Annotated in this window: 20 protein-coding genes and 7 tRNA genes; 24 read left to right on the top strand and 3 right to left on the bottom strand. The window is 44.1% G+C overall.

All coding sequences use genetic code 11. The features are described 5' to 3' along the window. Positions 1 to 122: 122 nt before the first annotated feature. Entirely contained in the window at positions 123 to 998 is an 876-nt protein-coding gene (locus QYF49_RS17500) for a DUF1002 domain-containing protein (RefSeq protein ID WP_290400877.1), read from the top strand. A 36-nt stretch (positions 999 to 1034) separates the two neighbouring features. On the opposite strand, the gene QYF49_RS17495 is transcribed toward QYF49_RS17500, so the two are convergent. After that, positions 1035 to 1802, bottom strand: coding sequence for a DUF1189 domain-containing protein (locus QYF49_RS17495; protein WP_290400876.1), 768 nt, complete (start codon positions 1800 to 1802; stop codon positions 1035 to 1037). Between the two features lie 181 nt (positions 1803 to 1983). On the opposite strand from QYF49_RS17495, the gene QYF49_RS17490 reads away from it, so the two are divergent. From QYF49_RS17490 to phoU, 18 genes are all read left to right on the top strand, one after another. Then, positions 1984 to 3588 carry a Na/Pi cotransporter family protein gene (locus tag QYF49_RS17490; protein ID WP_290400972.1) on the top strand — a complete coding sequence of 535 codons (1605 nt, stop codon included), beginning with the start codon at positions 1984 to 1986 and terminating at the stop codon, positions 3586 to 3588. Between the two features lie 25 nt (positions 3589 to 3613). Continuing rightward, positions 3614 to 4096, top strand: coding sequence for a DUF456 domain-containing protein (locus QYF49_RS17485; RefSeq protein WP_290400875.1), 483 nt, complete (start codon positions 3614 to 3616; stop codon positions 4094 to 4096). A gap of 142 nt (positions 4097 to 4238) precedes the next feature. After that, positions 4239 to 4313: transfer RNA gene (locus tag QYF49_RS17480), tRNA-Asn, on the top strand. A gap of 6 nt (positions 4314 to 4319) precedes the next feature. Next, positions 4320 to 4396, top strand: a tRNA-Met gene (locus QYF49_RS17475). Positions 4397 to 4412: 16 nt separating this feature from the next. Continuing rightward, positions 4413 to 4488: transfer RNA gene (locus QYF49_RS17470), tRNA-His, on the top strand. A 39-nt stretch (positions 4489 to 4527) separates the two neighbouring features. Continuing rightward, positions 4528 to 4604, top strand: a tRNA-Ile gene (locus QYF49_RS17465). A 13-nt stretch (positions 4605 to 4617) separates the two neighbouring features. Continuing rightward, positions 4618 to 4710, top strand: a tRNA-Ser gene (locus tag QYF49_RS17460). A 382-nt stretch (positions 4711 to 5092) separates the two neighbouring features. After that, a tRNA-Met gene (locus QYF49_RS17455) sits at positions 5093 to 5169 on the top strand. 254 nt (positions 5170 to 5423) lie between these two features. Beyond that, positions 5424 to 5499, top strand: a tRNA-Phe gene (locus QYF49_RS17450). A gap of 282 nt (positions 5500 to 5781) precedes the next feature. After that, complete coding sequence (locus QYF49_RS17445; protein WP_290400874.1) at positions 5782 to 6393, top strand: superoxide dismutase; 612 nt, start codon at positions 5782 to 5784, stop codon at positions 6391 to 6393. Positions 6394 to 6541: 148 nt separating this feature from the next. After that, a complete protein-coding gene (locus tag QYF49_RS17440) occupies positions 6542 to 7819 on the top strand; it encodes an MFS transporter (RefSeq protein WP_290400873.1) in 1278 nt (425 codons plus the stop codon). A gap of 104 nt (positions 7820 to 7923) precedes the next feature. Beyond that, complete coding sequence (locus tag QYF49_RS17435; protein ID WP_290400872.1) at positions 7924 to 9936, top strand: peptidoglycan D,D-transpeptidase FtsI family protein; 2013 nt, start codon at positions 7924 to 7926, stop codon at positions 9934 to 9936. 275 nt (positions 9937 to 10211) lie between these two features. Further along, positions 10212 to 11126, top strand: a complete 915-nt coding sequence (locus tag QYF49_RS17430) for a phosphate ABC transporter substrate-binding protein (protein ID WP_290400871.1) — start codon at positions 10212 to 10214, stop codon at positions 11124 to 11126. 110 nt (positions 11127 to 11236) lie between these two features. Then, positions 11237 to 12148 carry a phosphate ABC transporter permease subunit PstC gene (gene pstC, locus QYF49_RS17425; RefSeq protein WP_425589603.1) on the top strand — a complete coding sequence of 304 codons (912 nt, stop codon included), beginning with the start codon at positions 11237 to 11239 and terminating at the stop codon, positions 12146 to 12148. After that, entirely contained in the window at positions 12148 to 13035 is an 888-nt protein-coding gene (pstA, locus tag QYF49_RS17420; RefSeq protein ID WP_290400869.1) for a phosphate ABC transporter permease PstA, read from the top strand. Before pstC ends, pstA begins: the two co-directional genes overlap by 1 nt. A 24-nt stretch (positions 13036 to 13059) precedes the next feature. After that, complete coding sequence (gene pstB, locus QYF49_RS17415) at positions 13060 to 13887, top strand: phosphate ABC transporter ATP-binding protein PstB (protein WP_290400868.1); 828 nt, start codon at positions 13060 to 13062, stop codon at positions 13885 to 13887. Positions 13888 to 13895: 8 nt separating this feature from the next. Then, positions 13896 to 14678 carry a phosphate ABC transporter ATP-binding protein PstB gene (gene pstB / locus QYF49_RS17410; protein WP_290400867.1) on the top strand — a complete coding sequence of 261 codons (783 nt, stop codon included), beginning with the start codon at positions 13896 to 13898 and terminating at the stop codon, positions 14676 to 14678. A 21-nt stretch (positions 14679 to 14699) separates the two neighbouring features. Then, positions 14700 to 15359 carry a phosphate signaling complex protein PhoU gene (gene phoU, locus QYF49_RS17405; protein WP_290400866.1) on the top strand — a complete coding sequence of 220 codons (660 nt, stop codon included), beginning with the start codon at positions 14700 to 14702 and terminating at the stop codon, positions 15357 to 15359. A gap of 49 nt (positions 15360 to 15408) precedes the next feature. Here the strand turns inward: phoU and QYF49_RS17400 are convergent, their stop codons facing one another. Together QYF49_RS17400 and QYF49_RS17395 are read right to left on the bottom strand one after the other, a co-directional pair. Beyond that, positions 15409 to 15870, bottom strand: a complete 462-nt coding sequence (locus tag QYF49_RS17400; RefSeq protein WP_290400865.1) for a hypothetical protein — start codon at positions 15868 to 15870, stop codon at positions 15409 to 15411. An 18-nt stretch (positions 15871 to 15888) separates the two neighbouring features. Then, positions 15889 to 16083 (bottom strand): hypothetical protein, encoded by a 195-nt coding sequence (locus QYF49_RS17395; RefSeq protein ID WP_290400864.1) that lies wholly within the window; start codon positions 16081 to 16083, stop codon positions 15889 to 15891. Between the two features lie 398 nt (positions 16084 to 16481). Between QYF49_RS17395 and QYF49_RS17390 the strand changes: the two genes are divergently transcribed. The 5 genes from QYF49_RS17390 (at position 16482) to rpmG (ending at position 24616) form a co-directional block, all read left to right on the top strand. Next, positions 16482 to 17156, top strand: coding sequence for a DUF4912 domain-containing protein (locus QYF49_RS17390; protein WP_290400863.1), 675 nt, complete (start codon positions 16482 to 16484; stop codon positions 17154 to 17156). Between the two features lie 13 nt (positions 17157 to 17169). Further along, positions 17170 to 19947, top strand: coding sequence for a 1,4-alpha-glucan branching protein domain-containing protein (locus QYF49_RS17385; RefSeq protein WP_290400862.1), 2778 nt, complete (start codon positions 17170 to 17172; stop codon positions 19945 to 19947). A gap of 14 nt (positions 19948 to 19961) precedes the next feature. Continuing rightward, entirely contained in the window at positions 19962 to 22373 is a 2412-nt protein-coding gene (locus tag QYF49_RS17380; protein ID WP_290400861.1) for a sugar phosphate nucleotidyltransferase, read from the top strand. A 6-nt stretch (positions 22374 to 22379) separates the two neighbouring features. Continuing rightward, positions 22380 to 24347 carry a glycoside hydrolase family 15 protein gene (locus QYF49_RS17375; protein ID WP_290400860.1) on the top strand — a complete coding sequence of 656 codons (1968 nt, stop codon included), beginning with the start codon at positions 22380 to 22382 and terminating at the stop codon, positions 24345 to 24347. A 119-nt stretch (positions 24348 to 24466) separates the two neighbouring features. Beyond that, complete coding sequence (rpmG, locus tag QYF49_RS17370) at positions 24467 to 24616, top strand: 50S ribosomal protein L33 (protein ID WP_007202187.1); 150 nt, start codon at positions 24467 to 24469, stop codon at positions 24614 to 24616. Positions 24617 to 24798 lie beyond the last annotated feature (182 nt).

Here is a 24798-nt window from a genome sequence, read left to right as displayed (position 1 = left end):
CATTTTCAAGTTAGAAATTGCTCCCTGAAAGTTGTGTGGTGTAAAATGGAAATGTGTCTGAGAAGAAAGAGACACAGATAGTGGAGAAAAGGGAAATACGAACAATGAGGTGGAGAATAAAGATGAAATGGAACGCAAAATGGGTAGTGCCAATAATGGTTGTACTTACGTTGATGGTACCTTTAAAAGCATTTGCTGATGCAGCGCCAGGAGATGTAATCGTAACACTTGGCGAAGATTTGAAACCGGACCAAAAGAAACAGATATTGAATGAGATGGGTGTAGACTCCAACGTGGATACTGTAACGGTGTCGAATGAAGAAGAGCACCAATATCTAGGGAAGTACATTTCCAAAGCACAGTTAGGAACCCGTGCCATCTCTTCTTCAAAAATTACACTTGCTGAGAAAGGCAAAGGGCTTCATGTCGATTCAAAAAACATCAACTGGGTAACGGACAGCATGATCGTTAATGCGCTTGTTACGGCTGGGGTTAAGGACGCGGATATTTATGTCACCGCGCCGTTTGAGGTATCCGGCACCGCTGCTCTTACCGGTATCCTGAAGGCCTATGAACAAAAAGCCAACATAAATATTTCTGAAGAAAAAAAGCAAGTGGCTAATGAAGAGGTTGTAAAAACTGCACAGCTTGGTGACAGAATCGGCACAAAGGAAGCAACACAGCTGATCACAGAAATTAAACAAGAGCTGGCCGATCATCCGGTTAAAAATGAAGACGAACTGCGTGACTTGATCAAACGTGTCGCTGAGCGGCTCGGCATTCAGCTGACAGATGAAGAATTAAACGGACTTGTGTCCCTGTTTAATCGAATGAAGGATCTGAACATCAACTGGGATAACGTTCAAAATCAGCTTCAGAATGTTCGGGATAATTTAGATGGTTTCTTGAATAAAGAAGAAACCCAATCGTTTCTGCAAAAGTTTATCGATTTTATCATTTCTATCATTGATGGGATAAAAGGTCTTTTCCAAAAATAGAAAGTCAAAAGAAGGAGCCGTCCGGCTCCTTCTTTTTTATCCTTTAGGCAAAGGTGTTTCTTTTATAGAAAGATGAAGAAATATAGATGCAACTGCCCAGTAAATGAGGAAAGAAAACGGCACCTCTGTATGTAAAACTTTCATGATGGCGAAGAATACAGTAGGAAGTGTGACGGCATAAGCAGACATCACCCATAAATGTCTGTAAGATAGGTTTCGATGGCTGATATTCTGCAGTACCAAACCGATGACGGCTAATACCGTGACACCGATAAACTTTAATGCGACCGTAAACACATAGATAAACAAAAATAACAAAGGAAGCAGTATAGGCAGAAGATCGACCAAGGTGTTGGTCCAGGAGCTGATGTCCTTTTTGGTCAGACTCAAATCCCCTAAACTGTTATATGGGACTTTCTGTGTCTCACCGCCGGATATAACGATAGCTTCATTATGCAAGAGAGCAATGACATTTGTATAATCTGAAAGGTCATCCTCTTTGATCGTTCCGGTTGTGTCAAAAATAAAGGTATCGCTGCTGTCGGTATGGATAACCGGCTTTTTAAGATCGGAGGCAAGCTTTCCATTTTGAAGCGTAAAATCAGGAATCTCGGAGGTCATTGATTGCTTGAACTCTTCGAGGCCTGATTTAAAGGATAAGGAAAAGCTGATGCCCACGGGGATCGAAGTCAGCAAGATTAAAAAAAATACATAGCCGATGGCTTTGCCGATTCCCTGATAACGGAGACGGGCAATTGTCGGAGGTGAATACAGGCTTTTGAAAAAATGGCTGAAAATTTTCATTGAACTCCTCATTTCATGAATGGTCTGTTTTTAATTTTAGCGAATAATGGGGAAACAAACAATGCGCAGACCATTCCTTTGTAAAGGTTTTGCGATGCATCTTTACATGTCCTTCATAAAACTAGATAATGACATAAGGAGATTAGATAAAGGGGTTGTCAATTCATTGGGCGTTCAGGATATGCTGTTTCAATTCATAGGCGGGCTCGGCCTTTTTCTTTTTGGAATTAAATATTTAGGTGAGGGTCTGCAAAACTCAGCGGGCGACCGGCTGAGAAATCTTTTGGACAGTCTGACGACCAATACGTTTACCGGGATACTGGCGGGTTTATTCGTGACCATGCTGATTCAGTCCAGTTCAGCCACCACTGTTCTGACGGTAGGGCTTGTGAATGCAAGGATGCTGTCACTACGCCAGGCTGTTGGCATCATAATGGGGGCCAACATCGGTACAACATTTACTGCGTTCATCATTGGATTTGATGCTGCGAGTTTCGGTCTTCCGCTGCTTGCTGCAGGGGCATTCTTTGTGTTTTTTATCAGAGATTACAAATATGTATTTATCGGAAGAATCCTGTTCGGTCTTGGCGGGTTATTTTACGGCCTGCAGCTGATGGGAGCAGGGATGGAACCTTTGCAGTCCTCCATGGATTTTAAAAACATCACTGAACATTTAAACCATCAGCCGTTTTTGGGCATCGCCCTTGGAACTATAGCTACAATGATTCTGCAGTCCTCCAGCGCGACCGTTGGCATCCTGCAGCAGATGTTTTCCATGGACCTTATTCATTTAACAGGTGCGCTTCCCGTTCTTTTTGGAGATAATATCGGAACGACGATCACAGCTGTTATTGCAGCGGTCGGCGCCTCTCAGAACGCGAAGAGAGCAGCACTGGTCCATGTACTGTTTAATGTGATTGGGACGATTATATTTGTGATTTTCTTTGTTCCATACAAAGGGCTGATCGAATGGATTTCAGGCAGCCTCCAACTGCAGCCGACCATGGAGATTGCTTTTGCGCATGGTATCTTTAATGTAGGGAATGTGATCATCTTATTTCCGTTTATTTCGCTGCTCGTCTTTACTGTTTCGAAACTGATCAAAGATGATGAGTGGTCTGTCGACAATAAAACGGTCAAATTGGACCAAAAAGTCATCAACAGTTCGCCGGAATTTGCCTTGCATCAAGCACGGCAGGAGCTGCTGAAAATGGCAGCCTATTCACGGGAAGGGCTCAACCAGGCGCTTCTTTTCTTCCAAACACGGAAAAACAAGCATGCGGACATCGCCATGCAGTATGAAGAGGAAATCAACCGGTTTGACCGACAAATCACGAAGTTTCTCGTTAAATTATCCATTCATTCCTTGTCAAAGAACGAATCAACAGAGCACACAATGCTTCTCAATCTATGCAAAGACATTGAACGAGTCGGTGACCATATAAAAAATATGATTGATATGGTCTGTTTCATGGCCAGGAATAACATTAAGCTGTCGGAAGTTACAACACGTGATTTTGAGAACATGATGATGCTGACTCAATCCTGTCTCACCAAGGCCATCATATCTCTTGAAACAAATGATAAACGGATGGCAGAAGAGGTTTTAACGATTGAGGATGATATTGATGAAATGGAGAAAACACTGAGAAAGAAGCATATCCAGGACATAAACAACAATTTGAGCACAGGACAAGAGAGTGTGGTGTATGTTGACTTTATAAGCAACCTTGAGCGGATCGGTGACCATTCGGTAAATATTGCTGAGGCTGTGCTGGAACGGTAAACTGGATGGTGAAGGGGGCATTATTTTGGATTTTCTTTATTGGATATTGATCGGCGTGTCATTTCTCCTGGCATTTGCCGCCTTGATTTTTCCCATTCTGCCTGGAGCTCTTTTTATGGTGCTCGGGTTCGTGCTTTACGGTATCTTTTACTCCTTTCAGCCATTCACGGTCTTCTTTATCGCAGTTCAAGTATTTTTGCTGGCGAGTTTGTTCGTTGTCGATTACTTCAGCAATTTGTACGGTGTAAAAAGAAGGGGAGGGTCTAAAGCGGCCATCTGGGGAAGTACGATGGGTTTGCTCGTCGGCCCTTTTATCATACCTGTAGCCGGTATCATCGCCGGCCCGTTTTTAGGTGCATTCCTTGCGGAATTGCTGATCGGGCGCAAATCAATGGGAGAATCCGTAAAGGTGGGATTTGGATCTGTCCTTGGTTTCTTGGGGGGTACTGTTGCTAAAGTCATCATTCAGGCGGTCATGATTGGATATTTCCTATTTGTCGTAATTTAAAAAATGGCTTGCTATAATGTTGGGGACGTGCTATATTTATGTCTGTCTCACCAAGGTATTTCGCAAAAAGCGAAAAAAAGGTTGACTTACATAGCGGAAAAATGGTATAGTAATTCTTGTCCCTAAGAGGACAGCATATTGTTCCACAGTAGCTCAGTGGTAGAGCTATCGGCTGTTAACCGATCGGTCGTAGGTTCGAGTCCTACCTGTGGAGCCAAAATATGGCGGTGTAGCTCAGCTGGCTAGAGCGTACGGTTCATACCCGTGAGGTCGTGGGTTCGACTCCCTCCGCCGCTACCATATTTTTTAGGCGATGGCGATCGTGGCGAAGTGGTTAACGCACCGGATTGTGGTTCCGGCATTCGTGGGTTCGATTCCCATCGGTCGCCCCATTTCTTACATACATACCCATATATTCAACTTTACCACATGGACCCTTAGCTCAGTTGGTCAGAGCGGTCGGCTCATAACCGATTGGTCGTAGGTTCGAGTCCTACAGGGTCCACCATTTTTCTTCAAGTGGAGGTATACCCAAGTCCGGCTGAAGGGATCGGTCTTGAAAACCGACAGGGGTGTAAAAGCCCGCGGGGGTTCGAATCCCTCTACCTCCTCCATTTTTTATTTGAATAATTGCTCACTTGTCTCGACGCTTGAACCTCCAAGAAAATGCACGCAGAGGAAGAGACAGTCATATACTCGGACACATCGTCCACAACCTTTCATATCATCGCGGGGTGGAGCAAGCCTGCGGCGTTGATATAACATCTAAGCTGGCTTGTCTCGACGGATACACTTCAAAGTTAACTAGTAGAGGAAGAGACAACACACATGGACGGCATCGTCCACAACCTTTCATATCATCGCGGGGTGGAGCAAGCCTGCGGCGTTGATATATAACATCTAAGCTGGCTTGTCTCGACGGATACACATCAAGGTTAACTAGTAGAGGAAGAGACGACACACATGGACGGCATCGTCCACAACCTTTCATATCATCGCGGGGTGGAGCAGTCTGGTAGCTCGTTGGGCTCATAACCCAAAGGTCGCAGGTTCAAATCCTGTCCCCGCAACCAATTTTGTTCGATAGCTCAGTCACGAGCAACACATCGTGATTAGGCGGCGAGTTGTCTCGACGGATACCCAGCGTCAGCTTCACTTGTAGAGGAAGAGACAGGGACCGACGGACAGAAATACTAAATCTTGGCTCGATAGCTCAGTCACGAGCAACACATCGTGATTAGGCGGCGAGTTGTCTCGACGGATACCCAGCGTCAGCTTCACTTGTAGAGGAAGAGACAGGGACCGACGGACAGAAATACTAAATCTTGGCTCGATAGCTCAGTCGGTAGAGCAGAGGACTGAAAATCCTCGTGTCGGCGGTTCGATTCCGTCTCGAGCCACCATGTTCATACATATCCAACCTTCACCATTCATGGTGAAGGTTTTTTGTTTGTACAAAAAAGCCGTACAATTCTAACGACACGGGGATAAAAGGCATCACGAAATGTACATAATAAGCTTTGGATTAAAAAGGGTTAAATCGTTGAAAGTTCCGGGTAAATCTGATAATGTATGAGTTGGGATACTTATTAAACATTATTGTTGCTTAACTATGTTTTCAATTTTGGGGTTTTTTCTCCAAAATGAAATATAAAAAATGCTTACATACCAAGGAGGAGATTAACATGGCAAAGTTTGAACTGCCTGCTTTACCTTATGCTGCAAATGCACTAGAACCACACATCGATGAAACTACAATGAATATTCACCACGATCGTCACCACAAAACGTATGTGGATAACTTGAACGCAGCGCTTGAAGGCCAAGCTGAGTTTGAAAGCAAAGGCCTCGAGGAGCTTCTCTCTAACCTGGATTCACTTCCTGAGAACATCCGCACTGCTGTTCGAAACAATGGCGGCGGCCATGCGAACCACAGCTTATTCTGGGAGATCCTGAAGCCAGGCGGATCCAACGAACCTACTGGTGAAGTAGCTGAACGCATCAACAGCAAATTTGGAAGCCTTGATGTATTCAAGGAACAATTTGCAAATGCCGCTAAAGGCCGTTTCGGATCCGGATGGGCTTGGTTAGTCGTTAATAACGGTGAGCTTGAAGTAACAAGCACACCAAACCAGGATAACCCTGTGATGGAAGGCAAAACCCCGATTTTGGGCCTTGATGTTTGGGAGCATGCCTATTACTTGAAGTATCAAAACAAGCGTCCTGACTACATCAATGCTTTCTGGAACGTAGTAAACTGGGATGAAGTTGAAAAACGCTATAACGAAGCAAAATAATGCTACATGGACCGGCCAGTGTCTTTTTAAAAAGACACTGGCCGGTTTTTAATTTACCGATATACAATAAAAACCAATTCTCTGATTGGCGAATAGCCCCTTTCAAGTTGTGAAAACTACATGTGAATTGCAAAGGGGCGAGAACAAAATGAAGTTCAATTTGTTTGGAGACACGGACAGAAAGAAAGAACTGTTATTGCTGCTTGTCGTAGGCGGGCTGTTTTCATTGAGTACGGCGCTGTCTAATACATTTGTTAACATTTATTTGTGGAAACAATCGGGTGAGCTGAAGGATATTGCTCTCTATAATTTGTCGATTGTGTGCATTCAGCCGGTTGCCTTTTTTATTGCAGGGAAGCTCACGAAAAAAATTGACCGGGTGATTGTACTTCGGATCGGTGTTACCATTTTATCCTTTTTTTATTTATATGTACTTTTTCTCGGAAAAGAGGCAAGTGACTACCTGCTTATACTGGGCGGCCTGCTCGGTGCCGGGCTTGGCTTTTATTGGCTCGCTTTTAATGTCCTAACCTTTGAAGTGACAGAACCGGATACACGGGATAATTTTAATGGCTATCTTGGCGTGCTCACCTCTCTATCAGGGATGGTCGGCCCGATGACCTCGGGATTTTTAATTTCCCAGCTGGATAAGTTTACGGGGTATCGCATCATCTTCAGCATTTCATTGGTCTTATTTTTCACTGCGGTCGTCATAAGTTTTTTCTTGAGCAGGCAGAAGGCAGAGGGGAAGTTTTTTGTCTGGCAGGTATTGAAATCAAGGACAACCAACATAAATTGGGGACGCATTTTAAATGCCCACTTTTTTCAGGGTTTCAGGGAAGGGACGTTCGTTTTTTTAATTGTTATTTGGGTGTACATCATTTCAGACAGTGAATTTGCGCTCGGAACTTTTGGGCTTGTTCAATCTGCCGTATCGTTCGTCGGTTATTTTATCGTTTCACGGATGATGACCAAAGAACGGAGAAAAAAATCAATCTTTGCTGGCGGATTGATCCTTTTCCTGTCGCCTTTCCTTTTTCTGCTGAAAGTGACGTTTCCCCTGCTTCTCTTTTATGGAGTCGTAATTTCGATCGCTTACCCTTTGCTTCTTGTTCCCTATGTATCACTGACTTACGATGTGATCGGCCGGTCGGAAAACGCGGGACCGATGCGGGTAGAATATATTGTGGTAAGGGAATTGCACTTAAACGCAGGACGAATTCTTTCCATTGTGGTTTTAATGGTAACCATAACTTATTTTAACGGAGACTATTGTATTCCCGTACTGCTTCCTGTTTTAGGAGCAGGACATTTTATCATTTATTTTTGCGTACGTTCCATACGGTTTCCCACCCTTCAAAAAAAAGACATTCTGGCGAACTATTCACAGCACAATAAAGACACGGAAGATCGAACTAGGATATGACATTTTTCTTTCGGAAACATTGATTAACTGTTAAAATTATTTTAGTAAATCAATTTGTCGAAAATGGAAACGACGATTTCCATACATAAGTAAGGGTGGAATGAATGACTAAAGAAAAAAAGAAAAGAAATCATGTACCGATGCGTTTGAATGCGCTGTTTCTTGCCGTGTTCTTTTTGTTTTCGGTATTGATCTTCAGGCTGGGTTATGTACAGATAGTTCAGGGTGAAGAGTATCATCGATCGGCGGACAAAAAAGAAAACGTAACTGCAAGGCTTGATGCACCGAGAGGAAAGATGTTCGACACGCAGGACCGGGTCGTGGTGGATAATAAGCCTCTTTATTCTATTACGTATACACGAACACAAAAAACGAGTCCCGAGGATCGGCAGGCCGTCGCAAAAAAACTGGCGCGCTATATTCAAAAGGATACAAAAAGTGTGACAGAACGGGACAAGAAAGATTATTTTATCTTTTTAAACAAGAAGGAAGTAGAAAGCAGGATCAGTAAAAAAGAGAAAAAAGGTCTCAGCGATGATGATTATTACAACCTGATGCTGGATCGGATAACAAAGAAGGATCTGAATAGCTTTACTCCCCAACAGATCGGGGTACTGGCCATTAAGCGGGAGATGGACAGGGGATACGCCCTGACGCCTCAGCGAATTAAAATCGGCGCCACGCAAAAAGAGATCGCGGAGATAAGTGAGCATTTGGGTGAATTGCCGGGGGTGGATATCAAACCTGATGCCAAGCGGGCATATCCATATGGCGACACGTTCAAAGCTCTTTTTGGACAGGTAAAACAGATCCCTCAGAGTAAAATGGATTATTACATTTCTCGGGGAAACGAACGCAATGATTTAGTAGGAACGAGTTTTCTTGAACAGCAGTATGAATCATTGCTTAGGGGACAAAAGTCAAAAATGCAGTTTGTCACAGACAAATCGGGCAACCCGGTAGGCGATCCGGTTGAAGTGGAAGGTTCCAGGGGGAAGGACCTGATACTTACCATTAACATGCAGCTTCAGCAAAAAGTCGAACAAATTATTGAAAAAGAACTGAAGAAAGCCAAGTCCGGAGGGTCAGCTTACGCAAATCGTGATTTGACGGAAGCATATGTGGTGATGCTGAATCCGGAGAATGGTGAAGTGCTTTCCATGGCAGGTAAAGAATATGATAAAAAGACAGGGAAGTACAAGAATGCCCCATTTGGAACGGTGTATAATTCCTTCGCCATGGGTTCTGCGGTTAAAGGAGCAACAGTACTAACGGGTCTCCAGCAGGGTGCCATCACACCAAACACTCATTTTTACGATGCACCGCTGACGTTTGGAGACGGAAGAAAGATGAAATCCCACGAAAACTTGGGAAGCATCGGTCCGGTAAAAGCACTGGAAGCTTCCTCGAATGTTTATATGTGGAATATTGCCATGAAGCTTGCCGGATATGACTATTCACATAAGCGTTATATTGACCGCCATGTGGACGAAGCATTTAAAGTATTAAGGGATTCATACAGCCAGTTCGGTCTTGGTGTTCCGACCGGGATCGATCTCCCTTCTGAAGCAACCGGTTATAACACAGGTATGAGTGACCAATTGGCACAGGCTATGTTCTTTTCGATTGGACAGTTCGATACGTATACACCTCTTCAGATGGCTCAATATGTCTCCACCATTGCCAATAATGGATACCGTATGCAGCCTCATCTCCTGAAAGAGGTTCGTGAACCGTCAGTTCAGCCGGGTAAAATGGGTAAACTCGTCTATAAGTTTGAACCAAATGTCATGAACAAAATTGAAATGAAGCAAGAATACCTTGATGTTGTTCATCAAGGATTCCGACAGGTTATGGTCGGCAGCAGGGGAACGGCGGCAGCCTTTTTCAAACATAAGTCTTATAACCCGGCAGGCAAGACCGGAACGGCCGAGGTGGATACGAAATCCGGTTTAAACAACAAAACACTGATCGGTTATGCACCGTATAATCATCCGGAAGTTGCTTTTGCCGTTGTCGTGCCAAATGTACGTGAAGGCTCGATCAACAATGAGATCGGTGCAGCTGCTCTAGATGAATACTTTAAGCTGAAAAAAGACGGAAATAAGAAAAAATAACTAGATAAGATGAAGAAAGAACGCGTCCTTTGGGCGCGTTTTTTCATTTGTATAATTCATTCTAGTTAGAAAAACATAGTACTGTAGTCTTGTTTTATTTACAATCTCTTTACATTCCATTCAAACAGCGTTAATAATCGTCGCTTATTCTAATATTGTGAAGTGATTAACAGAACTTGTTGGGGGTGTGCGATAGAGACAAGGACATACCGAATAAGCAAAATCTCTATCAAATGCAAAATTCTTTTAAAATCATTCTAGGGGGATCTAAAACAATGAAGAAAATGAAATCCGCTTACCTTTTAGCAGTATTGGCTATGCTCCTCGTGTTCGCTACAGCATGTGGAAACAAAAACAATGAAGGTGCTTCAACAGATGGAAATAAGGATGGCAAAAAAGCATCTGGATCCATCGTAATCTCTGGTTCAAGTGCAATGCAGCCGCTTGTTGCAGCAGCAGCAGAACAATTCACTCAAGAAAACCCTGACGCTGATATCCAAGTACAAGCAGGCGGAAGCGGTACTGGTTTGAGCCAAGTTGCTGAAGGTGCTGTTAAGATCGGTAACTCAGATGTTTTTGCTGAAGAAAAAGAAGGAATCCCAGCTGACAAGCTTAAAGATCACCAAGTTGCTGTTGTTGGTATGTCTGCAGCAGTTAACCCGGAAGTAGGCATCAAAGATATTTCTAAAAAAGATCTGATTAAAGTATTTACAGGAAAAGTAAAGAACTGGAAAGAGCTCGGCGGAAAAGACCAAAAGATTGCTCTAATCAACCGTCCTGATTCTTCTGGTACTCGTGCTACTTTCGTAAAATACGCTCTTGACGGCAACGCACCTGTTGAAGGCGCAGCTACAGAAGATTCTTCAAACACGGTTCAAAAGCTGATCAAAGAAACTCCTGGTGCGATCGGATACCTTGCTTTCTCTTACTTCACAGATAACAGCGGTGTAACACCACTTAGCATCGACGGAGTTAAACCAACTGATGAAAACGTACAAACAGGTAAATTCCCAATTTGGGCTTACGAGCACTCTTACACTAAAGGAGAGCCAAAAGGCTTAGAAAAACAGTTCCTTGATTATTTAATGAGCGATGAGATTCAAAATAAACTTGTCCCTGATCAAGGATATATCCCTGCTAGCAAAATGGAAGTTAAACGTGATGCTCAAGGGAAAATTACGAAAAAGTAATAACCAAACAGAAAGTTAAGAGGCCTAAATCAGGGTAAGTGTCCCCGTAGAAGTGGATATTTACCCTGTTAGGGCGTTTTGGGGAGGTACGAAAAATGGATAACAAGACAATGACAGCCAGTCAAAGGCTGCTAAAAAAATCAAATAAATCTTTACTCCAAATGGAATTGCGGGGGAAATCCATCGTATTAATCAGTGCGCTCATCATCATCACTGCCACGATTTCCATTACGATTTTCCTGGGTACGAAAGGTTTACAAGCCTTCTTTAATAATGGGGTAAGTTTATATGAATTTCTAACCAGCACGAACTGGAATCCAACCAATGCAGAGAGTCCGGCGTATGGTGCCGTTCCATTTATAGTAGGTTCTTTTGCTGTTACTTTTTTATCTGCTCTAATCGCAGCTCCACTCGGTATCGGCGGTGCGATCTTTATGACGGAAATTGCGCCTTCCTGGGGAAAAAAGATCCTTCAGCCAGTCATTGAATTACTCGTTGGTATTCCATCTGTTGTTTATGGATTCATCGGCCTTTCCGTTCTTGTTCCGTTCCTGCGTGACTCAGTGGGTGGACAAGGATTCAGTTTGCTTGCGGGTATGATTGTCCTTTCCATTATGATTCTGCCTACGGTTACCAGTATTGCGACAGATGCGATGAGTTCTCTGCCAAAAGGTCTGAGAGAATCTTCCTACGCGATTGGTGCGACAAGATGGCAAACCATTTGGAGAGTATTGATTCCTGCGGCTATGCCAACCCTTTTGACCGCGGTTGTTCTTGGGATGGCTCGTGCGTTCGGTGAAGCACTTGCTGTTCAGATGGTCATCGGCAACGTTCGTACACTTCCATCTGCAATCACTGATCCATCAGCTACATTAACGACGATCATTACGCTGAACATGGGGCATACCACATTTGGAAGTGTTGAAAATAATGTCCTCTGGTCATTGGCACTTATTCTTTTAGCGATGTCATTTATCTTTATTATCTTAATTCGTTATCTTTCTTCTAGGAGGCAGTTCTAATGAACAGCAAAGTTACAGACCGTATTGCTACCTCTATTTTTTACTTGATCGCAGCAACCATTGTTACGGTTCTAGTGGGACTGCTCGGCTATATTATCTTTCATGGATTTTCAAAGCTTAATCTTGAATTTTTAACCTCGCCATCCAGCTCGTTCAGAGCAGGCGGAGGAATCGGAAACCAGCTGTTTAACTCGTTCTACATCTTGTTCCTTACTATGGTGTTCACTGTTCCGCTTGGTCTTGGCGGCGGTATTTACATGGCGGAGTATGCCCGTCCAGGCAGGCTTACGAACGCGATCAGAACGTGTATTGAAGTATTGGCTTCATTGCCTTCAATTGTTATTGGCATGTTTGGATTATTGATGTTTGTTAATCTGACAGGCTGGGGTTACTCCATTCTTGGAGGTGCTCTTGCGCTTACCGTGTTTAACCTTCCCGTTATGGTTCGGGTTTGTGAAGATGCCCTTCGCACGGTTCAAAGAGATCAAAAAGAGGCAAGTCTTGCTCTTGGCATCACCCACTGGCATACGATCAAAACCGTTCTGCTGCCTGCAGCGTTCCCAAGCATTCTAACTGGTGCGATTCTTGCATCAGGCCGTGTATTTGGTGAAGCGGCAGCATTGCTCTTTACAGCGGGACTTACCACGCCAACACTTGATTTTTCAAACTGGAACCCGTTCGATTCGACTTCTCCTCTAAACGTGTTCCGTCCAGCCGAAACACTTGCTGTGCATATTTGGGCTGTGAACACACAGGGCTTAATCCCGGATGTGCGTGAAGTGGCAGACGGATCATCGGCTGTGCTGATCATCTCCGTATTAATCTTTAACTTGCTTGCCCGATGGATCGGCAGTGCCGTTCACAAAAAGATAACGGCTTCTAAATAAATGTTAGAGAATAGGTGGGGGACCATGAAAATTGTGATGGAACAAAAAAAAGATTCAAAACCATTAACAAAACAATCGAACATAGAGAAAGAGAACAAACCGGTTGCGTTGAATATTAAAAAACTGAATATTTACTACGGAGACAACCATGCAGTAAAGGACGTCAGTTTTTCCATTGAAAAAAATGCGGTTACAGCCCTGATCGGCCCGTCCGGATGCGGAAAATCAACGTTTCTTCGTTCCATTAACCGTATGAATGATCTGATTCCCGGCGCCCGGAGCACCGGAGGAATCATCTATGAAGATGTAAACCTCATCGGAGATGACATCAATGTTGTCGCTCTTCGGAAAGAAATCGGCATGGTGTTCCAAAAGCCTAACCCATTTCCAAAATCCATTTACAATAATATTACGCACGCTTTGAAGTTTAATGGTATCCGTTCGAAGAAAAAGCTCGATGTAATTGTAGAAGAAAGCCTTCGCAAGGCAGCTTTATGGGACGAGGTAAAAGACAGGCTTCATGAATCTGCGCTTTCCCTTTCAGGAGGCCAGCAGCAGCGTCTTTGTATTGCCAGAACTCTCGCCATGAAGCCAAGTATTCTGCTCCTTGATGAGCCGGCATCTGCATTGGATCCCATTTCTAATGCCAAGATAGAGGACTTGATCATGGAACTGAAAAAGGAATATACCATTATTATTGTGACGCACAACATGCATCAGGCTTCACGTATTTCAGATAAGACCGCCTTCTTCTTAAACGGAGTGCTGGTTGAGTTTGATCAAACAGACAAGATCTTTACCAATCCATCGAAAAAGGATACGGAAGACTATATAACAGGCCGCTTCGGATAAGGGGGATAATGATGGGACAAGCAGTATTGACAGAAGAGAAAACCGTTTTTGACATCAAGAACTTAAACTTATGGTACGGAAAAAATCTGGCGCTGAAAGACATCGATTTCGCAATCTACAATAATGAGATCACAGCCATCATCGGCCCGTCTGGATGCGGAAAATCAACGTTTATCAAAACGCTTAATCTAATGATTCAAAATATCCCCGGTGTCAGGATGTCCGGTGAGATCAATTATGACCATCAGAACTTGATCAATGGAAAAGTAGACCTTGTGGATCTGCGGAAAAAAGTCGGCATGGTGTTTCAGAAAGCGAATCCTTTTCCAAAATCCATTTATGAAAACGTCGCGTACGGCCCTAAGATTCATGGACTCAAGAAAAAAGGGAAATTGGATGAGATTGTAGAACGTTCTTTAAGAGATGTGTTTTTGTGGGATGAAGTAAAGGATCGTCTTAATACTTCTGCTTTAGGGTTGTCAGGAGGCCAGCAGCAGCGTTTGTGTATTGCCAGAGCCATCGCCACTAAGCCCGATGTCATCTTAATGGATGAGCCAACTTCTGCGCTTGATCCGATCTCAACCATTAAAATTGAGGAGCTCGCTCTTCAATTGAAAAAAGATTATTCCATCGTTATGGTTACGCACAACATGCAGCAGGCGGCAAGAGTTTCTGACCGTACGGCGTTTTTCTTGATGGGAGAACTGATTGAATATGCTCATACGAGCAAAATCTTTTCCGCTCCTTCTGACAAAAGAACTGAGGACTATGTAACTGGCCGCTTTGGATAATAACTTGAGGAGTGAAGCGAAATGGTAGTACGTGAAAACTTTCAGATCAAATTGAATGAACTCAAAGAAATGCTCGTTGAAATTGGTGAATTAACAGAGTTTGCGTTAAAAGAGTCAATAGAAGCATTGAAAGAACAAGACGTCGACAAGGCACTTGAAGTCATTGAAAACGACCAGAGGATCAACCAGCTTGAAGACGAGATCAATGATGCGGCCATACTGCTGATCGCCAAGCAGGCTCCTGTCGCTTCAGATCTTCGAAGAATCATTGCAGCGATTAAGATTTCCTCCGATGTTGAGCGAATGGCTGATTTTGCCGTCAACATCGCTAAATCAACGATTCGGATCGGGGAAAAGCCTCTGATCAAGCCTCTTGTTGACCTTCCGAGGATGGCTGACATCGCGATCGGCATGCTCTCGGACTCCATCAGAGCATACATTGATGAAGATGTAGTACTGGCGAAAAACCTTGCAGATACAGATGATTCAGTAGATGATCTTTACGGCAAGATTATTCAGGAGCTTTTAGAGCTGATGACGAAGCATCCTGAGTCGCTCGCTCAGATCACCCAGTTATCTTTCGTTTGCCGTTATATCGAAAGAACGGCAGATCATGCAACGAATATCGCTGAAAACATTATCTTTCTCGTAAAGGGTAAACGCTACGGTTTAAATGAATAGCCAATAAAAAGGGAGCCAGCTGTAAAAGCCGGCTCCCTTTGTTTATACCTTATGTGAGGGTATCTGCAAGTTTTTTGTAATCCATCTTGCTGTTCACCTTGTAGGTTCCAAACCTGACTTCTCCTTCGAGTTTATGGCTGCGCAGGTATTTTAGAAACGATTTGCTGTCTTTGATGATTTTCTCTTTCTCAAGAAAATCACAAACCTCTCCTGTGCTCATTCCTCTGGAAACGTGCACAGTCGCATTGTAGACAACTTTTTCCTCGGATTTTGCCTTAGGAGCAGGAGCACTCGTTTTTTGAGCTGCAGCAGCCCGGCTGGCTTTCAGGGTTTGAAGTTCTTCAGTAGTGATCGCGGTCATATTTTTGGAGTGTAGGTATGTATTGACTGTATTATCATTTAATTCAGCTTCTTTCTCCGGCGGTGCCTGTGTAAAATAAACGATTGCTATTAAACCGGCGGACAGGATCATACCGGCCGAGAAACCTCTTAATGTATTATTTGTCATCATGAATCCCTCGTAATCAAATTATTTAGCTTTCTCGTTGATCATCATTTCATCTTCAAGCACTTTGAGCTTTTTCTTCACTTGATACATTTCTTTCATCAATTGAATCGAGAAGTTTTCCAGCTGCACTTCCAGGTTATTGCTTTTGTCCTTACGGAACGAGACGGCGAGTAAAATGATTCCTAATGCCAATAGGGAAAAAATGATAATTTCCATAGTATCCTCCTTTTTTAAAAACATTCCACTTATTTTTATACCATAGTATTCATAGGAAGAATAGATTTTTCGCCAAATCATCCGCCTTTTTGTGTAAATTCGACAAACAAATACCTTCTTCCATCAGTTGAGCCTTTAAAAATCCTTTGCATTTTGTAGAAAATTGGCGGTTTTCGAAAGTTTTTTGCAAATAGTTTGTAAAGCAAACGTTTTCAAAAAATTTACACAGCCTATTCTATTAGACATGCTAAGCAACCTACATTTTTCTACAAATTTCGTTTATTGTGAAATGAATTTTGTGATGATACGATTACTTCAAATTAATCGGGAGGCATATAAATACTATTCTGCAAGATGGATTAGACCTATGTCTTTACTAAACGACCGGGGTGAAAAAAATGATTAATGAGATCGTTAAAATGAAGGAAAAGGGCCTTACCCTTCAGCAGATCGCCGAAAAGATGAACATGTCGCTCGGAAAAGTCCAGTACCGGTGGAACAAATATCGCCAGGAAGCCGGAAAAGTGAGGGAAGACGAGAAAGAGAAGCAAGAGAAGCAAGCCATTCCCGCCGATCCCCCAAAACAGGAACAGACCATCCAGTGGGTGATGCCGTATGAATTTGATGAAGATACACTGTTTGCCATGGTTCAATCTCCCACAAGTATTTATGTCTACTGGAGCATTTCATCGATGAAGCGCAAGATGGTTGAACACCATTTTAGAACTCCATGGAGTGAGTTGCCTAAACGAATGAAAATCTATGATGTTACAGACATCACATTCCAAGGGCACAACGCCCATCGAAACTTTGAAATTGATATACCGGAGATGACCAACAATTGGTTTATTCAGCACCTGGAACCCGATCGTTCGTATGTCATCGACATCGGGACGAGAACGTTTGATGGCAGCTTCTTTACGGTCCTTAGGTCCAATCCGGTTGAGACACCGAGGGACCAATCGAACGAACACCGTACCAGCAGCGTGATGAACTGGAAGAATGGCAACGCGGAAGTTCCAGAATGGATGGAGAACTTCAGCAGTTATTCTTACTATCAAAAAATCAGATAGGAGCTTTCAATCGATGAAAAGTGGCTATTTCACATTTATCCTGCATGCCCATCTTCCTTACGTAAAACATAGAGAGGCCAACCGGCTTGAAGAACGATGGGTGTTCGAAGCAATGACAGAGACGTACATCCCGCTGCTATGGGTTCTTGAACAACAGCCTGAAGGATTCACCTGGAATATTTCTTTTTCTCCGCCGGTGATGGAAATGCTGTCAGACCCCGTCCTTCAGAGGAGATATCTTGAGTATTTGGACAGCACCGAAAATCTCATAAAAAAAGAAAAGGTGCGCTCTCTCGATCGGGAAGAAGCAAAGGTAATCCGATTTTACAGTGAACGATATAAGAATATTCGTGATACGTTCTTCAAATGGGATCAGAATCTGCTGAATGGTTTCAAGCATTTTCATTCCCGAGGAGCGGTGGAGTGCTTCACGACAGCGGCAACGCACGCGTTTTTGCCTTATGTTCAAACCCATGAAGCTCTGCAAGCTCAAATCGACATGGGCATCTCCACATTTGAACAGCATTTTGGTGAAAAACCTAAAGGCTTCTGGCTTCCTGAATGTGCCTACACTCCCGGCATTGACAAATTGCTGCATCAAAAAGGAATCTTGTACACATTTGTTGATGAACAAACGCTCTTGAACAGCAGCCCCAAATCTGCAAGAGGAATCGGTTCCCCCGTCTTTTCGCCGCATGGAGTCGCACTGTTTCCAAGAAACCGTGAAATATCAGGAAAAGTATGGAGCTCAATGACGGGTTATCCAGGTGACGTTGATTACCGTGAGTTTTACCGGGATATCGCCTATAATCGTGAGCTTGATTATATCCTTCCTCATATCCATCCTGAAGGAATCAGGATTGATACTGGCCTCAAATATCACCGCATTACAGGCCAAGTTGAAGAGAAACAGATTTATGTCCGTGAATGGGCGGAAGGAAAAATAAAGCAGCATGCGGAGGATTTTACAGAAACGATTGAGGCCCGTCTCAGCGAAAAAGAACACGAATGCTTCCCGCCGCATCTGATCACGGCACCCTTTGATGCAGAATTGTTCGGTCACTGGTGGTTCGAGGGTACGGATTGGATCGCTGCGTTTCAGAAAGCGAGCTTAGGCAGAGTCGAATGGATAACGCCTACTGAGTTTATTAATCGCCATTACCAGGACCTTGAAACCGTCCACGCCTCTTTTTCAACATGGGGGCGCAATGAATACGGCGAGGTTTGGTTAAATGAGAAAAACGCGTGGATGTATCGGCATCTGCATAAATGTGAAAGAGAGATCATTTCAGCGGTAGCTCTCCATTCTCCTCTGACACCTGTTGCCAAGCGTTACGTTAAACAGATGATCAGGGAATGGATGCTTGCCGCCAGCTCAGACTGGGCGTTTATCGTCGACAATGAGACGTCGGCACAATACGCCAATGAGCGTTTTAAAACCCATATCGAACGTTTTCATACCATCAAAGAACTGTTCAAGCAGAATCCTCAAACTACAGCATCAATCGAAGTTTTTGAAAAAGATTTTCCATTTTTAAAAAGCATTGATACGAGCTATTTTGAAACTCCACATGACCTCTATATACAGCAGCAATACAACCAGCATTCCGAAAAAGAAAAACAAAAAATCCTGATGTTATCGTGGGAGTTTCCTCCGATGGTCGTAGGAGGCCTCGCGAGGCATGTCTTTGATCTGGCAAAGACGCTTGTTAGGCAAGGGAACGAAGTACATGTCGTCACTTGCCATGTGGATGGATACCCTGAACATGAGATCAACCAAGGAATACACGTCTATCGAGTAAGGTCAAACCAGCCTCAGACAGAGGAGTTCTTCCATTGGACAGGCAGCCTCAACCTGGCGATCGCCGATCAGGGGAGAGAGCTTGCCAAAAAAATAAAGTTTGATTGCATCCATGCCCACGACTGGCTTGTCAGTGTGGCTGCAAAAGGGTTAAAGCACGAACTGAACATCCCGCTGATTGCGACGATCCATGCGACTGAACATGGCCGCAATAATGGCATTTATAATGATCTTCAGTATGAGATCAATCAAAAAGAGTGGGAACTCTGCTATGAGGCAAGCGAAGTAATCGTGTGCAGCCCTTATATGAAAGAGGAAGTGGCTAGAGTATTCAGATTGCCAGAAGAAAAGATACACATTTTGCCCAATGGCGTCGATCCTGAATTGATTCAGACAGAAGATGTCACCGAGGGATTCCGTTTTAAGGATCCACATGAAATCCTTGTATTCTCTGTAGGGCGAGTTGTAAAAGAAAAAGGATTTCAGACGATCATCGAAGCAGCTCATCTTGTTAAACAGCGGATGGGCAGCATCAAGTTTATCATCGCTGGAAAAGGCCCGATGCTTGACGAGTACAGGAGCATGGTTCATAACGAAGGGCTGGAAGGACATGTCACCTTCACGGGTTTTGTATCCGATGACGACAGAAACAGGCTGCTGTCTGAATGCGATATTGCCCTGTTTCCGAGCCTATATGAACCGTTTGGTATAGTCGCCCTGGAGGGTATGGCGGCTGGAAAAGCTACCGTTGTTACAGACACCGGCGGATTGAAAGACATTATCCGCCATGAAGAGACCGGGCTTAAAATCTATCCCGGTAATCCAGAAAGTCTCGCATGGGCAGTCCTGACGCTTGCTCAAGATGAACAGTTAAGGCGCACTCTCGCCATCAACGGCAAAAGAGAAGCGGAAACCGTATTTAACTGGAATGAAATTGCTCAGCAAACAAGCGCATTGTATAAACAATGTTTACAAAAAAATCCGGTATAAGGGGCTGTGTGTAAATGAAAGGTGTAATTATGGCTGGGGGAAAAGGAACCCGTCTTCGTCCACTGACTTGTAATCTGCCAAAACCAATGGTGCCGCTGCTGCATAAACCAGTAATGGAATACAGCATAGAGCTGCTGAAAAAATACGGCATCACCGATATTGCGGTGACTCTTCACTACATGCCAGAAGCCATAAAGAATTATTTTGGAGATGGCAGTGATTTTGGCGTAAATCTGCATTACTTTGAGGAAACAACACCGCTCGGGACCGCAGGAAGCATTAAAAATGCAGAGGACTTTTTGGATGAACGATTTATCGTAATCAGCGGAGATGCATTGACTGATTTTGATTTGTCACAGGGTATCCGATACCATGAGGAAAAGGACTCTCTCGTTACCATCTTTATGAAACAGGTGGAATCCCCGCTTGAATATGGGGTGATCATGACCAATCAGGATGGAGAGATCATCCGTTTCCTAGAAAAGCCAAGCTGGAATGAAGTTTTCAGCGATACAGTCAACACCGGCATTTATGTTCTTGAACCGGAAATCTTTCAGTACATGGAAAAGGATGTCCAGACGGACTTCAGCAAAGATTTGTTTCCTCTCCTGATGAAGGAAGAGCGTCCGCTGTATGGCTATCCTGCTGACGGGTACTGGTCGGACATCGGGAGCCTGCATCAGTACAGACAATCACACCGTGATATGCTTGACGGAACAGTGAACCTGCCATTTTCAGGCCATGAGATCGATCAGGGTATCTGGGTGGGAGACAATGTGGTCATTGAAGATGGTGCAAAGCTGGAACGCCCTGTTCATATTGCCGATGGAACAGTGATCAGAGCGGGAGCAGATATTAAGAGCTATTCAGTTATTGGCCGTAATAATGTGATTTCCTCAAAAGCTTCAATAAAGAAAAGTATCCTATGGCATGACGTCTACGTTGGATCTGAAAGTGAGCTTCGTGGGGCTACCCTTGCGAACGGTACGATGGTTGAACAGGGAGCGGCAATTTACGAGCACGCGGTTGTCGGCAATCACTGCAAGATCGGAAAACGGTCCACTTTAAAACCGGAAGTTAAAATCTGGCCGGAAAAAGAGATCTACGATGAAGCACTCGTTCATACTTCACTGATCTGGGGAAGAAAAGCAACGAAGTCTTTATTCGGCAGCCGCGGTGTTTCAGGGATCGCCAATGTAGAAATTACCCCGGATTATATCGCTAGACTTGCTTCTGCTTATGGAGCAGTGCTGCCTTATGGATGCAATATCGCCATCGCCAGCGATTCCCATTCATTCTCCGGTATGATCAAACAGGCCTTTATCCAGGGACTGCTGTCAGCCGGAGTGAATACCCTTGATACAAGCCCGACGGTTGCTCCGGTCGTCCGCTTCGCTATCGAGATGGATAATCTTCAAGGCGGCGTCTATATCCGATTCTCAAATCGGGGCGGAGAGAAGCAAGTCTTCATCGAGTTTTATGACCATAAAGGCCTTCCCATTCACCCTGATCTGGAAAGGAAGATCGAGAATGCGTATTGGCAGGAAGATTACCGCCGCGCCGCATTTGATATGATCGGGAAAGGCACCTACAACAATTACAAGAACGAAGAATACATCGAAGCCCTTTTGCAGACCGTTAACAAAAAAAGAATCAGAAATTCAAAGTTTCGCATCGTTGTAAACTACAACCACCAGCCGTATCTGAGTTTTATACCGATTCTTTTTCATAAATTGGATTGTGAGTTTTTAACCGTTCCTTCAGAGACTGGACCCGAGGAAATGGCATCCTTTGTGAGAGTGACAAATGCCAATCTCGGAATTTTGGTCGGTGAGGCAGGGGAAACGCTCAGCCTGATCACAGAATCCGGAAAGTTGCTCGATGAGGAAACGATGCTTTCTTTATACGTACTCGTTACATTTTATGAGGGAAAACAAAACGAGATGGCGATCCCCGTCTATGGCTCATCCGATCTGGACAGCCTGGCCGGCCGGCTGAACGGAAGGCTCATCCGCACAAAAGCGAACCCGCGTTCTATCATGGAAGTAGGCAGCGGTGTGATGAACTTTCAGTACGATGCCCAGTATGCTCTCATTCATATCCTAGAGATGATGGCTACACAGCAGATCGCATTGTCAGAACTGGTTGAGTTGCTGCCAAATGTAAATATGCTGAGGGAATTTGTACCTTGTCCGTGGGATAAAAAGGGCAAGGTCATGAGAAAGCTTATGGAGGATATACGGGACAATAACGTGGAGCTTGTTGACGGGATCAAGGTTTTTCATCCGGAAGGCGGCTGGACTCTTATTCTTCCGGACGTTGAACAGCCGGTTTTCACGATTTATTCGCAAGGGTCGAACATGGATGAGGCAAAAGAAGCTGCGGCGGAGTTCATCGATAAAATCCGGCAGTACCAGAAGGTATAAACGATCATGCCAAGGCAGCTTGTAGCCGGAAACGGCAAAATTCTCGTCAACATTGATCAGCATCTTCAGATAAGAGACATTTATTATCCTTATGTCGGACAGCAAAACCATGTGCAGGGACACGCCAACAGAGTGGGGATATGGTCAGATGGCCATTTCTCCTGGCTGTCTTCAGGCGCGTGGGATATCCACACGGATTACCATAAAGATTCTCTTGTTACCTGCTGTACGGCTGAGAACAAACAGATGGGCATACGTCTGGTTTTCGAAGACGGTGTACATCAGCGTGAAAACATGTTTTTGCGCAGGATAAAAGTAACGAATACCTCAAATAAGGAAAAGAAGATCCGTCTCTTTTTCCATCAAGATTTAAACATTTATGAAACAGAGGTTGGCGATACAGCGTATTTCGCACCTGATTCCCAATCGCTCATTCATTATAAAAAGAACCGCTATTTTTTGTTTAATGCTCTTTTTGGTGAACAAGGCATATCACAATATACGACAGGGATCAAAAGGTTTCAAAGTGCTGAAGGAACTTGGAAGGATGCTGAGGATGGGGCATTGCATATCAATCCGATCGCCCAAGGATCTGTTGACAGCACTTTTTCTGTAGAACATGAAATAGGCGGCCAAGAGAGCGTTGATGCTTTTTACTGGATGACCATCGGCCGGAACCGGGAAGAGGTTCTGGCACTGAATGAATACATTAAGGAAATCGGCCCGTCACTGACTCTGGATAAGATTATGATCTATTGGCGAAGGTGGGCGAATAAATCCACTTTAGCGGAAACCGATCTGGAGGAAGAGATCATCACACTGTATAAGCGGAGCCTGCTCGTCGTAAGGACGCAAACAAATGAGAATGGCTACATCATGGCGGCCAATGATTCGGATATCCAGCAATATAACCGTGACCATTACAGCTACATGTGGCCGAGGGATGGTGCGCTGGTGGCAGCGGCGATCGCTAAAGCGGGTTATCAGGGTATGGTCAAAAATTTCTATAGAAGATGTGCAGATGTACTGACAAAGGAAGGCTTTCTGCACCATAAATACAATCCGGACGGTTCGATCGGATCAAGCTGGCATCCGACTGTCGGAAATGATGGCAAAAAACAGCTGCCGATACAAGAAGATGAAACGGCTTTGGTATTATGGGCGTTCTGGGAGCATTATAAAGAGACAGGAGACATCGAATTTGCCCAGTCGCTCTATCGTTCGCTTGTAAGGCCAGGAGCTCGTTTTCTTCTTCAGTTCATGAATGAAGGGCTGGACCTTCCTAAACCATCCTATGATCTGTGGGAGGAAAGAAGGGGAATCTTCACGTTTACGTGCTCGGCAGTTTATGGCGGACTGATAGCTGCACACTCTTTTGCTCTTCTATTCGGGGAGGATGACAGGGCGGCAAGGTATAAAGCGGGAGCTGAACGCATAAAAAAAGGCATGGAAACCCATCTTTATGATCCTGAATCCGGCCGATTCCTCCGGGGGATTTATGTCGATGAAGATAACGGGGAAATAACGAAAGATTATACGATCGAAAGCAGCATGTATGGCCTGTTCGCTTTTGGTGTTTTTTCTGCCGACGATGACAGAGTGCGGTCGACGATGGAAGCGATTGAGCGGGAATTGTATATCAAAACACCGATCGGCGGAGTCGCCCGGTATTTTAATGATTATTATTTTCAACAGACACATGAAGTGGAGAAGGTGCCCGGAAATCCCTGGCTGATCTGTACGCTGTGGCTCGCCAAATGGAAAATTGCAGCAGCAGCTGACAGACATGATCTCAAGCAATGCAGGGAATATATGCACTGGGTGGTCTCCCATGCATTTTCGAGCGGTGTCCTGCCTGAACAGCTTCATCCCTTCTCTGGCGAGCCGCTGTCTGTTGCCCCTTTAACCTGGTCACATGCCACCTTCGTGGATGTTGTTGTCGATTATATTCAAGCTTACGAGCGTCTTGAATAAATTGCACTTGCTGAAATGAAATGTGTCTGGTATTATATTAAAGTATGAATTAATTTGGAAACAAATCAATCAAAGCAGTACGCCATTTTTGAAATGGTTAAGGTTTGGAGGGAAAATACATGCGTGTAAACATCACTCTTGCTTGCACTGAAACTGGTGATCGCAACTATATTACGAAAAAAAACAAACGTAATAACCCAGAGCGCTTAGAGCTTAAAAAGTACAGCCCAAGACTAAAAAAATATACATTGCATCGCGAAACGAAGTAATGTGAAGAAAAGCCGTCTAAAAACCTTGCAGGACAAGGGATTAGGCGGCTTTCTTGTTTTTTCGTTTTGGTTTTAATCATACAGTACTAAAGAATAGCCCTGCTGAAAGGGGTGTCAAAGCAGAGTTATTCTTTAGCGGTAAAAGTTGATACTCCCCATATCTATATGCAACAGGAAGCGAA

Source organism: Fictibacillus terranigra, assembly GCF_030412265.1.
Classification (GTDB): Bacteria; Bacillota; Bacilli; order Bacillales; family Fictibacillaceae; genus Fictibacillus_C; species Fictibacillus_C terrinigri.
Note: the sequence above shows the minus strand (reverse complement) of the source record. Positions and strands in the feature narration are given on the sequence as shown.

Excerpts from the sequence above, each read along its gene's own strand:
- QYF49_RS17500 (WP_290400877.1), top strand. The coding sequence starts at position 123 with ATGAAATGGAACGCAAAATGGGTAGTGCCAATAATGGTTGTACTTACG.
- QYF49_RS17495 (WP_290400876.1), bottom strand. The coding sequence starts at position 1,802 with ATGAAAATTTTCAGCCATTTTTTCAAAAGCCTGTATTCACCTCCGACA.
- QYF49_RS17490 (WP_290400972.1), top strand. The coding sequence starts at position 1,984 with ATGCTGTTTCAATTCATAGGCGGGCTCGGCCTTTTTCTTTTTGGAATT.
- QYF49_RS17445 (WP_290400874.1), top strand. The coding sequence starts at position 5,782 with ATGGCAAAGTTTGAACTGCCTGCTTTACCTTATGCTGCAAATGCACTA.
- QYF49_RS17440 (WP_290400873.1), top strand. The coding sequence starts at position 6,542 with ATGAAGTTCAATTTGTTTGGAGACACGGACAGAAAGAAAGAACTGTTA.
- QYF49_RS17435 (WP_290400872.1), top strand. The coding sequence starts at position 7,924 with ATGACTAAAGAAAAAAAGAAAAGAAATCATGTACCGATGCGTTTGAAT.
- QYF49_RS17430 (WP_290400871.1), top strand. The coding sequence starts at position 10,212 with ATGAAGAAAATGAAATCCGCTTACCTTTTAGCAGTATTGGCTATGCTC.
- pstC (WP_425589603.1), top strand. The coding sequence starts at position 11,237 with ATGACAGCCAGTCAAAGGCTGCTAAAAAAATCAAATAAATCTTTACTC.
- pstA (WP_290400869.1), top strand. The coding sequence starts at position 12,148 with ATGAACAGCAAAGTTACAGACCGTATTGCTACCTCTATTTTTTACTTG.
- pstB (WP_290400868.1), top strand. The coding sequence starts at position 13,060 with ATGAAAATTGTGATGGAACAAAAAAAAGATTCAAAACCATTAACAAAA.
- pstB (WP_290400867.1), top strand. The coding sequence starts at position 13,896 with ATGATGGGACAAGCAGTATTGACAGAAGAGAAAACCGTTTTTGACATC.
- phoU (WP_290400866.1), top strand. The coding sequence starts at position 14,700 with ATGGTAGTACGTGAAAACTTTCAGATCAAATTGAATGAACTCAAAGAA.
- QYF49_RS17400 (WP_290400865.1), bottom strand. The coding sequence starts at position 15,870 with ATGATGACAAATAATACATTAAGAGGTTTCTCGGCCGGTATGATCCTG.
- QYF49_RS17395 (WP_290400864.1), bottom strand. The coding sequence starts at position 16,083 with ATGGAAATTATCATTTTTTCCCTATTGGCATTAGGAATCATTTTACTC.
- QYF49_RS17390 (WP_290400863.1), top strand. The coding sequence starts at position 16,482 with ATGATTAATGAGATCGTTAAAATGAAGGAAAAGGGCCTTACCCTTCAG.
- QYF49_RS17385 (WP_290400862.1), top strand. The coding sequence starts at position 17,170 with ATGAAAAGTGGCTATTTCACATTTATCCTGCATGCCCATCTTCCTTAC.
- QYF49_RS17380 (WP_290400861.1), top strand. The coding sequence starts at position 19,962 with ATGAAAGGTGTAATTATGGCTGGGGGAAAAGGAACCCGTCTTCGTCCA.
- QYF49_RS17375 (WP_290400860.1), top strand. The coding sequence starts at position 22,380 with ATGCCAAGGCAGCTTGTAGCCGGAAACGGCAAAATTCTCGTCAACATT.
- rpmG (WP_007202187.1), top strand. The coding sequence starts at position 24,467 with ATGCGTGTAAACATCACTCTTGCTTGCACTGAAACTGGTGATCGCAAC.